15 protein-coding genes are annotated in these 14,006 nt (G+C 51.1%); 7 read left to right on the top strand and 8 right to left on the bottom strand.

What is annotated here, in order from left to right:
• Nucleotides 1-2: 2 nt before the first annotated feature.
• The 6 genes from GBK04_RS09495 to GBK04_RS09470 all read right to left on the bottom strand — a co-directional run bounded on the left by GBK04_RS09495 (nt 3) and on the right by GBK04_RS09470 (nt 5,568).
• On the bottom strand, nt 3-1,310 hold the full coding sequence (locus tag GBK04_RS09495; protein ID WP_373330855.1) for a sulfatase family protein: 1,308 nt from the start codon (nt 1,308-1,310) through the stop codon (nt 3-5).
• A gap of 211 nt (nt 1,311-1,521) precedes the next feature.
• Nucleotides 1,522-2,313 (bottom strand): YoaK family protein, encoded by a 792-nt coding sequence (locus tag GBK04_RS09490; RefSeq protein ID WP_152758971.1) that lies wholly within the window; start codon nt 2,311-2,313, stop codon nt 1,522-1,524.
• Nucleotides 2,314-2,317: 4 nt separating this feature from the next.
• Entirely contained in the window at nt 2,318-2,806 is a 489-nt protein-coding gene (locus GBK04_RS09485; RefSeq protein ID WP_152758969.1) for a hypothetical protein, read from the bottom strand.
• On the bottom strand, nt 2,799-3,293 hold the full coding sequence (locus GBK04_RS09480) for a putative universal stress family protein (protein ID WP_152758967.1): 495 nt from the start codon (nt 3,291-3,293) through the stop codon (nt 2,799-2,801). Before GBK04_RS09480 ends, GBK04_RS09485 begins: the two co-directional genes overlap by 8 nt.
• A 151-nt stretch (nt 3,294-3,444) precedes the next feature.
• Nucleotides 3,445-4,818, bottom strand: a complete 1,374-nt coding sequence (locus GBK04_RS09475) for an ATP-binding protein (RefSeq protein WP_152758965.1) — start codon at nt 4,816-4,818, stop codon at nt 3,445-3,447.
• Between the two features lie 9 nt (nt 4,819-4,827).
• Nucleotides 4,828-5,568: a response regulator transcription factor gene (locus GBK04_RS09470; protein ID WP_152758963.1), complete on the bottom strand. Its 741-nt coding sequence runs from the start codon at nt 5,566-5,568 to the stop codon at nt 4,828-4,830.
• A gap of 138 nt (nt 5,569-5,706) precedes the next feature.
• Here GBK04_RS09470 and GBK04_RS09465 point away from each other — a divergent pair, with 138 nt between their 5' ends.
• The 7 genes from GBK04_RS09465 (at nt 5,707) to cysM (ending at nt 13,285) form a co-directional block, all read left to right on the top strand.
• Nucleotides 5,707-6,246, top strand: a complete 540-nt coding sequence (locus GBK04_RS09465) for a GNAT family N-acetyltransferase (RefSeq protein ID WP_152758961.1) — start codon at nt 5,707-5,709, stop codon at nt 6,244-6,246.
• Nucleotides 6,247-6,258: 12 nt separating this feature from the next.
• On the top strand, nt 6,259-7,107 hold the full coding sequence (locus GBK04_RS09460; RefSeq protein ID WP_152758959.1) for an MBL fold metallo-hydrolase: 849 nt from the start codon (nt 6,259-6,261) through the stop codon (nt 7,105-7,107).
• 126 nt (nt 7,108-7,233) lie between these two features.
• Nucleotides 7,234-8,934 (top strand): AMP-binding protein, encoded by a 1,701-nt coding sequence (locus GBK04_RS09455; protein WP_152758957.1) that lies wholly within the window; start codon nt 7,234-7,236, stop codon nt 8,932-8,934.
• Between the two features lie 165 nt (nt 8,935-9,099).
• Complete coding sequence (locus tag GBK04_RS09450; protein WP_373330854.1) at nt 9,100-9,828, top strand: alpha/beta fold hydrolase; 729 nt, start codon at nt 9,100-9,102, stop codon at nt 9,826-9,828.
• 90 nt (nt 9,829-9,918) lie between these two features.
• Nucleotides 9,919-11,124, top strand: a complete 1,206-nt coding sequence (locus GBK04_RS09445) for an alpha/beta hydrolase family protein (protein WP_152758953.1) — start codon at nt 9,919-9,921, stop codon at nt 11,122-11,124.
• A gap of 230 nt (nt 11,125-11,354) precedes the next feature.
• Nucleotides 11,355-12,305 carry a mechanosensitive ion channel family protein gene (locus GBK04_RS09440; RefSeq protein WP_152758951.1) on the top strand — a complete coding sequence of 317 codons (951 nt, stop codon included), beginning with the start codon at nt 11,355-11,357 and terminating at the stop codon, nt 12,303-12,305.
• A gap of 80 nt (nt 12,306-12,385) precedes the next feature.
• Complete coding sequence (gene cysM, locus GBK04_RS09435; protein ID WP_152758949.1) at nt 12,386-13,285, top strand: cysteine synthase CysM; 900 nt, start codon at nt 12,386-12,388, stop codon at nt 13,283-13,285.
• Nucleotides 13,286-13,297: 12 nt separating this feature from the next.
• Here the strand turns inward: cysM and GBK04_RS09430 are convergent, their stop codons facing one another.
• Together GBK04_RS09430 and GBK04_RS09425 are read right to left on the bottom strand one after the other, a co-directional pair.
• Nucleotides 13,298-13,510: a hypervirulence associated TUDOR domain-containing protein gene (locus GBK04_RS09430; RefSeq protein ID WP_152758947.1), complete on the bottom strand. Its 213-nt coding sequence runs from the start codon at nt 13,508-13,510 to the stop codon at nt 13,298-13,300.
• Nucleotides 13,511-13,610: 100 nt separating this feature from the next.
• A complete protein-coding gene (locus tag GBK04_RS09425) occupies nt 13,611-13,973 on the bottom strand; it encodes a hypothetical protein (protein WP_152758945.1) in 363 nt (120 codons plus the stop codon).
• Nucleotides 13,974-14,006: the final 33 nt, after the last annotated feature.

The following is a 14,006-nucleotide window of genomic DNA, read 5'->3' as shown; positions in this document are numbered from 1 at the left end:
ATTTACCGCCATTTAGGATGCAAATCCATTTCTTTTTGTAAATCCAGCAGAACTGAGCTTTCCTGCCGGGAAAGCTTTTCCCTGTCCAGAAGCCGGCTTTCCAGAATATCTTCTTTCAGCCCATAGAATTTCCCATCCTGGTAGAGTTTGTAATCGAGGCTTCGCACAAACTGATTCCTGTACTGATTCACATTCGGACTCCAGCGCGGATCATAATGCACAAAGGCCGTCGACCGGGGCTGGTACTTTCCGCCTGTCAAAAGCGGATAGAAACTTTTGCTATCGGTTTTAATCTTCCGGTTAACGATTTCTGCAAAAGTGGGGAAAAAATCGCTGAATTCGATCAACCCGGCGAACGAGCGTCCCTGACGGATCTGATCGGGCCAGTACGTGATCAGGGGCACGTGGGTTCCGGCGTCGGTCGTGTTTCCTTTTCCCCCTTTAATAATCCTTTGGCTTGTGGATGTACTTATGGTAGGATGCGTACCATTGTCGCCCGTGAAAATGACCAATGTATTTTTATCAAGACCTAGATCTTTGAGTTTTCGCGTTATTTTGCCTACTATTTTATCCGTATAAGCTACCATGTCCTTAAAATAGGCGGTGTCTTTTTTGTATCGGTCGCCTGCGTTCTTCCAGTCCGGGCTGTCGGGCGTGGGAACGAACGGGTCGTGTACGAGTACCATGGGATAATAGATAAAAAACCGTTCGTCCTTTTTTCTCTCAATGAAGTCGATGACAAAGTCGGAAAAGAAATCGGGACCATACTGATCCTCGGAACCCTGGATCAATTCCCCGTTTTTCTCAAATAGCGGGGCAGCGTACCGCTCACCTTCGGCTCCGCTTTTGGTCAGTTGCCAGAGGCAGTACTCACCGAAGCCGAAATGATTGGGCATCCTGTTGTCATGCCAAGTGGGTACGATGTCTTTGTTGGACAAGCCGTTCAGTTGCCATTTTCCAGCGATGCAGGTAGCGTATCCGGCTTCCTGCATAAGATTCCCAAATGTATACTGATTCGGGTTCAGGTACCCAAAGTGCTCGTAGTTACGGTAATTGTACATCCCGGTCATCAGTTTGAGGCGGGATGGACTGCAAAGAGGCTGGGAAACACAGTTTTCGAAGCGGATTCCGTGGGCGGCCAGAGAATCCAGCACGGGGGTACGGTACTCGGTACTGCCATAGGTACTCAGGCACTCAAAGCCCATGTCGTCGGCCATAATTAAAATGACATTGGGCTTTTCAAGGGTTTTTTCCTTTGTAAAACCAAAGGCTGAAACTGCCTGGATCAGGATGAACAATACAAAGACCATTCTCTTTTTTGCATAAGCGTTTACGCTTTGAAAAGCAAGGATGGTCGCCATCCTACCCCTACTATAGCCGAAACTGTTTGGGGGGTAGGTACAGCTTATTAGCAGTATTTATTCGAGGAACCACAGGGAAGCGGACAGGCAAGCATACCTATGTATACCCGGAGCGTTTAACGATTCCGTGAGGTGCCGTCATTCGCCCGGATGGAGTAAGCTAGTCTTCGATGGCATATTCGTGTTCCGGCTCGGCCAGGGGCTGTCGGGAGAATTCTAAGGGTACCTTTTTGCGTCGCTTGAAGAATTGCAGGTACCTCAATTTCGAGTAGTCGTACAGGATTACTACCACGATGACGGCCGACACTACATAAAATACCCGGAACTGCAGGGAATCGTACAGCACACCAGCCAGAACACCACCCGTGAGGTACGATCCCGCAATCGCAAACAATAACTTGGCCTTACCTACCAGTACCCGGTCGGCACGGTATTCCTTTTGGGTGAACATCGAAACCAGAATGCCCAAATCGGTGGTAAGTCCGGTGAGGTGGGTGGTCTTGACCGAAAAATTGGAAATACTGGCCGTGAGGCCGTTCTGGAGGCCCATCGAAAACAGCATGAAAGCTACCAGGATCTCCGTTTCGACGAGCGTACCCTGGTACGAAAACTGCCCGTACACACCTACTCCCAGCAGACAGGCCATTTCGAGCACCAGCGGGAGAGCATGTGCCACATACTTGTTTTTATGGGTCAGGTTGATGACGATGAAATTGGAAACAAAGCTGCCCAGAAAGAACAACAGAATCCAGCCCATCACCACCGCCACCTGGTACCATTGACCCCGTGAAATTTCCTGGGCCAGAATGGCGTAGTGCCCCGTAACATTGGAGGCAAACGCGAAGAAGATGATCACCGAAGCTACGTTGACCATGCCTGCCGAAAAGGCGGTCAGAACTCCCAGGCGTATGTTGTCTTTCAGGCTTCGGCTATTACTGTATTTTCTAAGCATGGCTTTATCGAATTTTCTTGAACGTGATTTTGGCTATTCCCCTGACCTGCATATCCGTATGAAAATGCAGAACCAGTTCGTCGGGGGTGATTTTGGCTATGTCGTAGCTCTCCTCGCTTTCCTGGTTGTACCACATAAACAGCACGTGCCCCCGGCCTTTCAGAGTCCACTGGGCGGCTTTCCTGGTTCCCCGAAGGGACGTAAGCAACAGTTTGCCGTTAGGCAGAAATCGCCAGGTTTCGGCCTGATGAATAATCCGGTCGCGGGCAATGAGCCGCTGCAGGGTGTCGGCGATCACCTCGCCGGTCATCACGGAGTCGTACTGGTCTTTGTCCGCCTTTTCATACTCCCAGCTGACCTCCTCCCAGGTACCTACGATTTGCTGGCTGGGGCTGGAGGCGTTGGTCATGAGCACCAGAAACAGGCAGAGGAAACCTACCAGGGTACCCCCATAGATGAAGGCCGGATGTACTTTTTTTCTAAGATCAAACATGGTTGGTCATCAGGAAGAGTTCGGCTACCCGGTCTTTCTCCGGCAGATAGTGCGGCTCCTGCCAGTGAATGATCGTGATCGGTAACAAACATTTTTTAAAATAGGAAATGGGATCGAAGCTGCGTGGACCGGCCGGTTTCAGGGTGTAAGTACCCGGAATAACCACTTCATCCACGCCGTTGGCTTCCAAAAAATTAGCGAACGCCTGTTTTGTAAAACCGCTGAACAGCTCGATCCGGAACGAATTGACGCGTGAGGCGTAGGTGTTGAGCAATACCTGGCAGGCTTCCCGGAATTTATCGCTTTGCAGCGCCAGCAGGTATTTCTCTTTGGAGAAAAAAAGCCGGTCGGTAATCGAGTCCGACAGGAAAGCCGAATACACCAGAATCAGGTCTATCGGTTCGCCCCCTTCGTTTTTCTTGAATGCTCCTTTTACGGTATTCAGCGATTCGATGGTGAAATCCGTGGGAATTAGAATGGTTTTCATAATCACTTTGTCGTTTTGGTTTTCTTTGTGACAAAGCTACAGGTACCCCATTAGAGGAGCCTAAGAAGGAAATTAGAATGCCATGAGCGTGGCATTAGAATGTGGTGAGAAGCAGATTAGAACGACATTAAAATAGGATAATGCGCTGATTTTAATGTCGGTAGGGGCCTATGGGAAGCTTTATTTCAACGGTAACGCCCTGGTTGAGTACGGAAGATACATTCATTTCACCCTGATGCATCTTGACCACGTTGCGGGTAATGGGCAGTCCGATGCCGTAGCCTTCGAAGGGATTGGTGTTACTGGCGCGGAAGTAAGGATCATAAATGTACTTGATCTCGTTTTCGGGGATTCCAATCCCTTTGTCTTTTACCACAAGAATGATTTGCTGCGCTGATGCCCCCAGCGACACCCTGACGGTGTCGTTGCTGGAGTACTTGCAGGCATTCATGATGACGTTGGAAATGGCCAGGTGCAGCAACTGCTCGTTACCCTTGATCAGCAGGTTTTCCGAGTTCTCGGGCAGCAGACTGAAATCCAGCACTACCTTGTTGGCGGGGTATATTTTATCCACCGTTTCTTTTACATCCAGAACCAACTGGTCGATCCGCACCTTATCAAATTTCACCACCTTGCCATTGTACCCGGTCTGGGCCAGAAATAACAGGGCTTTGGTTTTCTTATTGAGTTTCTCGGCTTCTTCCAGGATGGTCGTCAGTGCTTCCTGGTATTCCTCCGGGGTACGGGGTTTGGAAAGCACCACATCGGCTTCCCCGATGATGGAAGTCAGGGGCGTGTTGAGCTCGTGGGAAGCATTGCTGACAAAGTTTTTCTGGGATTCGAAGGCGGCTTCCAGCCGGTCGAGCATCCCGTTGAAGGTGTGGGTTAGGGTACTGAGTTCATCGTCGTTCTGAGGTACGGGAAGCCGCATCTGCATGTTTTCAGAACTGATGTTTTCCATGCGGGTGGTGATGTTCTGCAGGGGGGCGATGAGTTTTTTCGAAAACCAGAAGGAAACCGTCAGAATGAACACGACCGCCAGCACCAGCAGCGAAATCAGCAGATTACGCAGGTGGGGTATGTGGTGCGTGTAGTAGTAGTTTTCGGCCGATACGATCACGATATAAGCCTTGGTGCCGGCGGTGTACAGGATACCCGAGTAAAAGATGCTCCTTTGTTGAAACGTGGCCGCTTTCTGGTTTACTATATCCGTAATGAAACTGACCGGAACGCCTATTCGGCTGGCCTCGGTACGCAGCGAATCGGCGGAGGGTACCCGTAGGATGTACAGCTGCTCCTGGGGTAGTTTTTCGAGGTATTCCTGTTTTACTTCCCGGATGGCATTAATGTCCTGGCTACTTTCCAGCTGAATTTTTGCCGTGGTAATGGCCCGTATTTCGAGCCTTTTGTAAAAATCTTCGTAGGAGTAGTTGGCCGATGCGTAGTAGATGAAGCTGCTGTACAGAATTGCCGACAGGAGCGATATACCGCTTACCAGCAGGATGATTTTCGCTTTTATTTTCATGGCCTCCGGTCAGTTTTCTTGATTTTCCTTCAGGACATAGCCCATACCGATCACGGTATGAATGAGGCGGGGATCGCCCGATTTTTCAAGTTTTTTGCGCAGATAGTTGACGTACACATCCACGACGTTCGTGCTCATGTCGAAATTGACGCCCCATACTTCATCCAGGATTTCGACCCGCGACAGCACCCGGCGCGGATGATTCATGAAAAGGTGCAGCAAGCGGTATTCGGTCGAGGTGAGGGAAAGTTCGTGTCCGTTACGAGCTACCTCTTTGGTATAATCGTTCAGACTCAGATCGCCGAAACGAAGGATTTTCTCGTGGGGTACCTCCATCTTTGGCGAAAGCTTGCGACGCAGCAGCGCCCGGATTCGGGCCATCAGCTCAATGAACTTGAAAGGCTTGGTCAAATAATCGTCCGCCCCGGTATCCAGCCCTACCACGACATTTTCGGTACTGCCCAGCGCCGAAAGCAGCAGGATGGGTACCTCGCTATCGTGCGCCCGAATCATGTGGCACAGGTCCAACCCCCCGATGGTGGGGAGCATAATATCCAGGATGATAAGATCGAAAGAAGAAGCCAAGGCCATTTGTAGCCCGATTTTTCCATCCATGGCTACACTTATCTCAAAATTTTCCTCGGTAAGCCCCTTGTTGATAAAGGAGCAAACGTGGGCATCGTCTTCCACAAGCAGAATTTTTTTCTTTTGTCCGGTCTGCTGAAAGTCGTAGGTTTTTGTCTCCTGCATTGCGTAAATTAGATAGGACTGTGGCTCCGGAAGGGTTGGTATATCGGACGCTTGCTAATAAACGTGATTTTGGGGACATGAGTTTTCTGTTGAACTTGCGTTTTTACCACGACTCACCGATATTGACTCCAAAAAGTTATGATTGATACCCCACGCCTGCGGCTTTTTCCTTGTGACGATACCTTGTTTGACGCCATGCGGATGGGTGATAACGTACTGTCCCAGGCTCTTGGTGCCAACGTACCCCGGAAGTGGACGGCTTTCCGCGATAGTTTCGCCCCGGCGGGCCTGCGCTGGAAAGCGCACCCTCCCCTGCGCGACTGGTGGGTACACCTGATCGTCTACCGCCCCGATAACCTGCTGATTGGTTCGTGTGGCTACAAAGGTGAGCCCGACGCCGAGGGTAAGGTAGAGATCGGCTACGAGATCCGGCCTTCGCACCGCAACCTGGGTCTGGCTACTGAAGCGGCCCGCGGCCTGATCGATAATGCCTTCACCCACGCCGATGTACGCAAGGTGATTGCCCATACCCTGCCCGAAGAAAGCCATTCCTCGCAGCTTTTGCAAACCGTAGGTTTTGTACGTACGGCCGATTTTCAGGACCCTGACGACGGGCTGGTGTGGCGCTGGGAACTGGAACATGACGCCTACCTAAAGCGATTTATCCAACCTTCCTGACCTTGGTTACGTATGGATTTAATTCCTGCTTTTCAGAAAGACGAAGCTTTACTGACTGATATCCGGTCTACGCGCGGAGAGACTACGGGCTTTCGGTTATGGTGGCTGGGGCAGAGCGGTTTTCTGCTCCAGTGGCAGGGACGGCACCTTCTGTTTGATCCCTACCTATCCGACTCGCTGACGCGCAAATACGCTACGACCGACAAGCCCCACGTACGCATGAGCGAGCGGGCCGTTGATCCCGCCCGGCTGGACTTCCTGGATGTCGTGACGAGTAGCCACAATCATACCGACCACCTGGACGCTGAAACGCTGCTACCTATTTTGAAGGCCAATCCTGGTATTTACCTGGTAATTCCGGAAGCGAATCGAGACTTCGTGACCGGGCGCCTCGGCTGCGCGGCTGATTTCCCGGTAGGTATGAATGATACGTTTGTGAAAGACATCGCCGGGTTCCGGTTTTACGGTATTCCGGCGGCCCACAATGCCTTGGAGCGTGATGATCTCGGGCAGTGCAGGTACATGGGCTATGTGGTGGAGTTTGGTGGGTACCGGGTCTACCATAGCGGTGATACGCTATGGTACGAGGGCCTGGATGAACTACTGATGCCCTTCGCGGTGGATGTGGCCCTGCTACCCATCAATGGTAATTTGCCAGAGCGCCGGGTGGCGGGTAACCTGAGCGCATTAGAAGCAGCTCAACTAGGCAAGGTCATAGGGGCCGGCTGTGTGATACCCCACCATTATCATATGTTCGCCTTCAATACTGAAGAGCCCGAAGGCTTTGCGCAGGAAGCCCGGCAATACGGAACGCCCTACCAGGTGCTGCGGATCGGGGAGAAATGGATGACCAATTTTTGACGACTGAGGGTATATAGTAGAGGGAAATGGTATATAACTAATATTTTTTTTAACTTGATAGCCCTAATTCATCGTTCTAAAAGAAGAAGTGACAGAACTCGTCTTGACCCTTAAAAATAAACCCATATGCCTACTGTAACCCAGGAAACCTATCCGTGGCTCAAAGCTTACCCGGAGGGGGTACCCTACGAAATAAATCCCGACGCCTATCCTTCCCTACTCGAACTGATGGAAGAGGGATTCGAGCGGTACGCCTCTCAGCCGGCTTACTCCAATATGGGTAAGGAGTTGACTTTTCAGGATATCGACCGACTTTCCCGTGAGTTTGCGGCTTATCTGCAAAGCATCGGCCTGCAACAGGGCGACCGGGTGGCGATCCAGATGCCCAACCTGCTGCAGTACCCTATCGCCATGTATGGCATCCTACGGGCGGGCATGGTCGTTGTGAACACCAATCCCCTCTATACCTGCCGGGAAATGCAGCACCAGTTCAAGGATTCAGGTGCCAGGGCCATTGTCATTCTGGCGAATTTTGCCGCCAATCTTGAAAAAATCATTGAAAATACCGACATACAGCATGTGGTCATCACCCAGATCGGGGATATGCTGGGGTTTCCCAAGCGGCTGATTGTGAATGGCGTGGTGAGGTACGTCAAAAAGATGGTGCCCTCGTATCAGCTACCCAGGGCCGTACCCTTCAACAAGGCACTGGCATCGGGAGCCGGCGCTTCCTACAAAAAGCCCCAAGTGTCAGGCCGGGACCTGGCTTTCATCCAGTATACGGGGGGGACCACGGGAGTATCCAAAGGAGCCATGCTGACGCACCGCAACCTGATTGCGAATGTAGAGGCCAACCACGAATGGACTAAGCCCCTGACCAAAGACGACACGAGTAGTCCGGTAATCGTGGCCGCTCTGCCCCTTTACCACGTATACGCGCTGACGGTAAATGCATTGACGGCCCTGAAAAGTGGGGCTATGAATCTGCTTATTACCAATCCACGGGATATGAATGCCTTTATCGACGATTTGAAGCGATACAAGGTTACGATCTTTACCGGATTGAATACCCTCTATAACGGACTGCTCAATAATCCGCACTTCGGAGAAGTAGATTTCAGCGCGCTGAAAATTACTTCGGCGGGCGGCATGGCGCTGCAAAAAGTGGTGGCTGAGCGTTGGTATAAGGAGACGGGCTGTCTGCCTGCCGAAGGGTACGGATTATCCGAAACATCTCCGGTGCTGAGTTCCAATCCGCTGGTGGGCGAAAACCGCATCGGTACCATCGGGGTACCCTGGCCCAGCACGGAGCTACGGATCAGGAATGAGGAGGGCCAGTGGGCAGCCGATGGCGAAAGCGGGGAAATATGCGCCCGGGGCCCGCAGGTGATGCCCGGCTACTACAACCGTTCCGACGAAACGGCCAAGGTCATATTTGAAGATGAGACGGGCCGCTGGTTCAAAACGGGCGATATCGGGGTACGTAGCCCGGACGGGTACTTCAAGATTGTGGATCGGAAGAAAGATATGATTCTGGTGTCGGGCTTCAATGTATACCCCAACGAAATCGAAGAGGTAATGACCCAATGCCCCGGAGTACTGGAGGTAGCCTGCGTAGGGGTACCCAACGAACGGTCGGGGGAAGCGGTTAAAGTATTTGTGGTGAAGAAAGATTCGGGGGTGTCCGAAGAGCAGATCAGGGCTTATTGCCGCGAACATCTGACCGCCTACAAATGCCCCAAGGAGATTGAATTCCGCGACGAATTGCCCAAAACCAATGTGGGTAAAATTTTGCGCCGGGCTCTGCGGGAGGAAGAAAAAGCGTAAGGATAGTGTAGTAGTTGAAACGTGCAGAGGGGTGGTTAGCGCAGGTACCTGCCGGATTTCTGATTCAGGGTACGATCTGCCTATAGGCAATTAGGTAGGATGCAACTTTCTTACCCTGCGGACTCAACCACTACCTTGTCCAATGATTACCCAAACGAAATAGCCATGACCTACCGCAAAACCCTTGTAGTGCTGCACGGACACGGAATGGACGATTCTCTGTGGGATGAAGTAGTTCCGTTGCTCAACGAAGACTACACACTCATCAAGCCCAACATATCGCTGCTGACCGCTTGCCACACGGTGGAAGCGTATGCTGACGAACTCCACCGGTTGCTGGTAGCCTCCCAAATTTCGAAATGTACCCTCGTCGGGCATTCGATGGGGGGGTACATCAGCCTGGCTTTTGCCGAAAAATACCCCGATATGCTCGAAGGGTTCGGCCTGTTTCATTCGTCGGCTTTGGCCGATGACGATGCTAAAAAGCAGCAGCGCAACCAGTTGGCGCAATTACTACGTACCCACGGAACCGAGGCTTTCATTCGGCGCACCCTACCTAATTTGTTTGGAGGGCGGTTTAAGGAAACTTCACCCGAAAAGGTACAACGCTACATTCAACAGTACAGCAAACTTCCCTCCGAAGCCCTGGCCGTCGGAATGGAAGCCATGCGCGACCGTCCTGACCGTACCCATATTCTGAAAAAACTACCTTTTCCGGTGCTGTTCATTATCGGTATGGAGGATCAGGCAGTACCCTTCGAAAAAGCGATGGAACAAATCGGGTATCCTGCCAAAGCATATCCGCTCGTGCTGGCCGAAGCCGGGCATCTGGGTATGGTCGAGCGGCCCGACGCTTCGGCCCGCATACTCCGCTGGTACATGGAGCGGAAATAGAAAAGTGGGGCAATGGCGGGAAAATCAAACGAAAAAGGGTAGGTGTGCGTTATAGCAGACGTACAAAAGCTATTTCTTTACCCCACAAATATGAAACAACGGTATAATTTCCAGACTTTGCGCAAAGCCTGGGTTCTGGTTGCCTTTACTACCTTATTTCTTTCCTCCTGTAATAACAGCAACGACGATCCTGACATCCCGAAGGATGACTATTTGGTGGAAAGTTCAGTAATTACCGAACTTTCTAAAGAACAGATTGTCCAGCAGTCGGCGGCCATTAGCCCTTTGGTGGCTGGTTTTGTCCGCAATGGCGTGAAAGTATACCGGTTAACTTACAAGACCAAAAATACCGACGGTAGCGACATTACCGCTTCCGGAGCGCTCATCCTACCCATTACCACCCAGAATGTGGCCATGGTGAGTGTTCAGCACGGTACCATCAGTAGCGACGATCAGGCACCGTCCAATTTTAAGGCCAATTCGGAGGGTAGTACCATTGGCTCGCTGTTTGGGGCGATGGGCTACATTATCGCATATCCCGATTATATCGGTTACGGCGCTTCCAAAGATCTGCCGCATCCCTACGAACACCGCGCCAGCCTGGCCTCCGCCTCGCTGGATATGTTGCGGGCGGCTAAGGAATTCCTGAAAAAACAGACCGACGTGAAGTGGGACGAGCGTCTGTACCTGGCAGGGTATTCCGAAGGCGGTTTTGCCACGCTGTCTTTACAGAAAAAAATCGAGGAAGAGGCTTCCTCCGAGTTCAACCTGCGGGCCTCGAGCTGTGGGGCCGGAGCCTACGACAAAACGGCCTTCATGAAGTATCTGATCAATAACGAAACCCACGGGATCGCGGGATTCAATAGTTCCTACCTGTGGGTGACACTAACCTACGACCGCATTTACGGACTGAATCGACCCAAATCGGTTTACTTTAAGGAACCATACGCCGCCCAGATTGAAAAGCTGGGAAAAGACGATCCCATCAATGTTTCATTCAATACTATTTTTACGGAAAGTTTTATCAAGGGAATCAACGATGGTACCGATACGGCGTTCCTCAACGCCGTAGCTGACAATAATGTGTACGACTGGAAGCCCCGCACGCCCACGCAGCTCTACCACGGTACCGCCGATCGGCTGGTGTTCTTTTTCAATTCCAAAAATGCCTACGATGCCATGACCAAACGGGGCGCTACCAATGTCACGCTCATTCCCGTTCAGAATGGCGACCACGATACCTCGCTGTCCACTTATCTGTTGGGGACACTCACCTTTTTTACTTCGACTCAGTAGCCCCGATGCTACTTTAAGGAGAAGTTTTGAAAGTTTTTTGACTTTCAGGAAGTTGATAATGCTACTATTTTCTTATTTTACACCCTACCTATTATTCTGCCGGGAGTTATGGGTGGGGTTTGTTGTTATAGCTTACCTGGTCAGAATCAGATAGGTTTTTTCTCTCATGCCTCGTCTTACAGCAGAATGACCTTTGTTCAGTATCAATTCTCCTTACTTCTTTTATAAAAATGATTCGGGGACTTTTGTTACAAACCACGCCAGCGATTGAGAAAGGGGCACAGAAAATCAGTCAGGGGCTACCTCGGGGGGTTCGCCATTTTCTGGACTTCGAACTGCTGAAAATCAAGAATTACGAAATCACCGTATTCGATATTCTGCTGATCATCCTGTTGGTAACCGTTGCCCGGTTGCTGATTTGGTTTATCTCCAGCTTGTTGCGGCGGGGCTTCTTTCGTCGGAAACAGGTTGATAAAGGGCGCCAGGAAGCCGTAATCCAACTGATCAAGTACCTCATCTATGTGGTAGTGATCATTCTGTCCTTGGAAGTTACAGGTATTCAGCTCTCACTACTATTGGCGGGCTCCGCGGCCTTATTGGTAGGTATCGGACTGGGCTTGCAGCAAACATTCAACGACCTGGTTTCGGGTTTGATCCTGCTGTTTGAGGGGAGTATCAATATAGGGGACATCGTCGAGCTGGACAACGGCCTTGTGGGCCGGGTGACGGAAGTAGGACTGCGTACTTCCAAGGTCGAAACCCGGGATTCCATCGGTATTATCGTCCCTAACTCGAAGTTCATCAACAACAACATCATCAACTGGTCGCATAACCGTTCCCTGACCCGGTTCATCATCAGGGTAGGGGTAGCCTACCGCAACGATCCCCGCCATGTGGAAGCTACTTTGCTGGCATCGGTTCAGGGACATAGTGAAGTGGCCCAAAATCCGATGCCCATCGTCCGCCTGAACGATTTTGGCAATTCGGGTATCGTGTATGAGTTACTCTTCTGGACGTACAGTGCGTGGCGTATCGAACATATCAAGAGTGAAATCCGCTTCGTGATTTTCGAGAAGTTTCGGGCCGAAGGCATCGAAATTCCGTACAATCAGTACGACCTCAATCTCAAGCAGGGATGGGATGAATTTGCGGATCGGTTGAAGGGCAAAGAGGGAAAGTAAGCAGTGGGGAACGGACGTGACAGGTTCGACGTTTGGTTTTTGAAATAAAAGATTTCCTCCCTAACCACCCCCTTCACTCCATGTCCAGCGTCGACCGCCCATTACTTTCCAAAAGCATTCTTGACCTTGTCGGTAATACCCCGCTCGTCGAACTGAGCCGGATCAATCCCAATCCCAACGTGACCCTATATGGCAAGCTGGAAGGAAATAATCCCGGTAGCAGTGTAAAAGACCGCGCGGCCTTCAGCATGATCAGGGGGGCTCTCGACCGAGGTGAAATTGACAAAAGTACCCGTCTGATTGAGGCAACGAGTGGCAACACGGGCATTGCTCTGGCCATGATCGCCAGTATTTACGGCATCGACATCGAACTCGTTATGCCCGAAAATTCCACCCGCGAGCGCGTACTGACCATGGAAGCATTCGGTGCTAAAGTAACACTCACCGATGGCATCGAAAGCGCCCGCGACTATGCCGACGCTAAGGCTCAGGAACCGGGGTACTTTATGCTCAATCAGTTTGCCAACCCTGACAACTGGAAAGCCCACTATGCTACCACCGGACCCGAAATATGGCGAGATACGCAGGGCCAGGTAACGCACTTCGTATCGTCGATGGGTACCACGGGTACTATCATGGGTACCTCCCGTTATCTGAAGGAACAAAGCCTTGATGTGCAGATCGTAGGCTGCCAACCCACTGACGGGGCCAGCATACCGGGCATTCGGAAATGGCCGCAGGAGTACCTTCCCAAAATATTTGAACCCCAGCGCGTAGACCGGGTTATTGAAATCTCAGTCGAGAATGCCACTGAAATGACCCGCCGCCTGGCGCGGGAAGAAGGTGTCTTCGCGGGCATGAGTAGTGGCGGTGCCGCGTGGGCGGCTGTGCAATTAGCCCAGGAGCTTGACGCAGGAGTGATCGTCACCATCGTCTGTGATCGCGGCGACCGCTATCTTTCCAGTGATCTCTTCGGGTGATGAGATAGGTACCTACCTCTTTGTCAGTTCTGACTCCGATTTCAGTATCTCATCTCCATCTTCCTGTTCAATGAGGTAGGCAGGTTCGTCGTCGGTGGCATTGCGGGTTATTTCACTGCCTTTGATAGTGCGTGTCACTTTCTGAGTGAATTTTTCCCGCACTGTACCCATAGCGGTACCTTTTCCCCAGGACCATGCTACGTGGTCGCCTTTCTGATAGCTCATAATCGTATTTTTAAAAACCGTGATTGTTCAACAATGCCCCGCCCGGACTTTCAACTGAAAGTCCGGGCGGGGGTGTTCGATTTACTACGAATCCTTTTCTCTAGCTCGCCAGAAAATTAACGGCTTGTTTCAGGGTTCGCTCATTGTGCGTAACAGGATCGATGTACGAGCGCTCTCCTACCTCGATCATCAGTTCCTTACCCATCAGTTGCTTCGTATCTAATTCTTTTCCTGGTTTTGCCTCAATGCCGGCTTCTTCAAACAAGCCAATGATGGCGGGCATACCTGCTTCTGATTGGTAGAAGCGATGCGAAACGTACCCCTCGTCGTTTTCGAAGCGGACGGCAAAGAAAGGAATTCCCTTGTTTTCGCTATTTCCTTCTTCAATGTCGGTAATCGTGACACGTTGCTGGCCATCGGTGAGCAATGTCTTTTCCTGGCCTTTTTCTACTGCAATTTTCATAAGCTCAATCTTGTGTTGTATTTATATTATAAA

This window comes from Salmonirosea aquatica (assembly GCF_009296315.1).
In the GTDB taxonomy this organism is placed as follows: Bacteria; Bacteroidota; Bacteroidia; order Cytophagales; family Spirosomataceae; genus Salmonirosea; species Salmonirosea aquatica.
This window is presented reverse-complemented; position numbering and strand designations above follow the sequence as displayed.

What these genes read in the sequence shown, in the direction of transcription:
- GBK04_RS09495 (WP_373330855.1), bottom strand. Translation starts at nt 1,310, where the DNA reads ATGGTCTTTGTATTGTTCATCCTGATCCAGGCAGTTTCAGCCTTTGGT.
- GBK04_RS09490 (WP_152758971.1), bottom strand. Translation starts at nt 2,313, where the DNA reads ATGCTTAGAAAATACAGTAATAGCCGAAGCCTGAAAGACAACATACGC.
- GBK04_RS09485 (WP_152758969.1), bottom strand. Translation starts at nt 2,806, where the DNA reads ATGTTTGATCTTAGAAAAAAAGTACATCCGGCCTTCATCTATGGGGGT.
- GBK04_RS09480 (WP_152758967.1), bottom strand. Translation starts at nt 3,293, where the DNA reads ATGAAAACCATTCTAATTCCCACGGATTTCACCATCGAATCGCTGAAT.
- GBK04_RS09475 (WP_152758965.1), bottom strand. Translation starts at nt 4,818, where the DNA reads ATGAAAATAAAAGCGAAAATCATCCTGCTGGTAAGCGGTATATCGCTC.
- GBK04_RS09470 (WP_152758963.1), bottom strand. Translation starts at nt 5,568, where the DNA reads ATGCAGGAGACAAAAACCTACGACTTTCAGCAGACCGGACAAAAGAAA.
- GBK04_RS09465 (WP_152758961.1), top strand. Translation starts at nt 5,707, where the DNA reads ATGATTGATACCCCACGCCTGCGGCTTTTTCCTTGTGACGATACCTTG.
- GBK04_RS09460 (WP_152758959.1), top strand. Translation starts at nt 6,259, where the DNA reads ATGGATTTAATTCCTGCTTTTCAGAAAGACGAAGCTTTACTGACTGAT.
- GBK04_RS09455 (WP_152758957.1), top strand. Translation starts at nt 7,234, where the DNA reads ATGCCTACTGTAACCCAGGAAACCTATCCGTGGCTCAAAGCTTACCCG.
- GBK04_RS09450 (WP_373330854.1), top strand. Translation starts at nt 9,100, where the DNA reads ATGACCTACCGCAAAACCCTTGTAGTGCTGCACGGACACGGAATGGAC.
- GBK04_RS09445 (WP_152758953.1), top strand. Translation starts at nt 9,919, where the DNA reads ATGAAACAACGGTATAATTTCCAGACTTTGCGCAAAGCCTGGGTTCTG.
- GBK04_RS09440 (WP_152758951.1), top strand. Translation starts at nt 11,355, where the DNA reads ATGATTCGGGGACTTTTGTTACAAACCACGCCAGCGATTGAGAAAGGG.
- cysM (WP_152758949.1), top strand. Translation starts at nt 12,386, where the DNA reads ATGTCCAGCGTCGACCGCCCATTACTTTCCAAAAGCATTCTTGACCTT.
- GBK04_RS09430 (WP_152758947.1), bottom strand. Translation starts at nt 13,510, where the DNA reads ATGAGCTATCAGAAAGGCGACCACGTAGCATGGTCCTGGGGAAAAGGT.
- GBK04_RS09425 (WP_152758945.1), bottom strand. Translation starts at nt 13,973, where the DNA reads ATGAAAATTGCAGTAGAAAAAGGCCAGGAAAAGACATTGCTCACCGAT.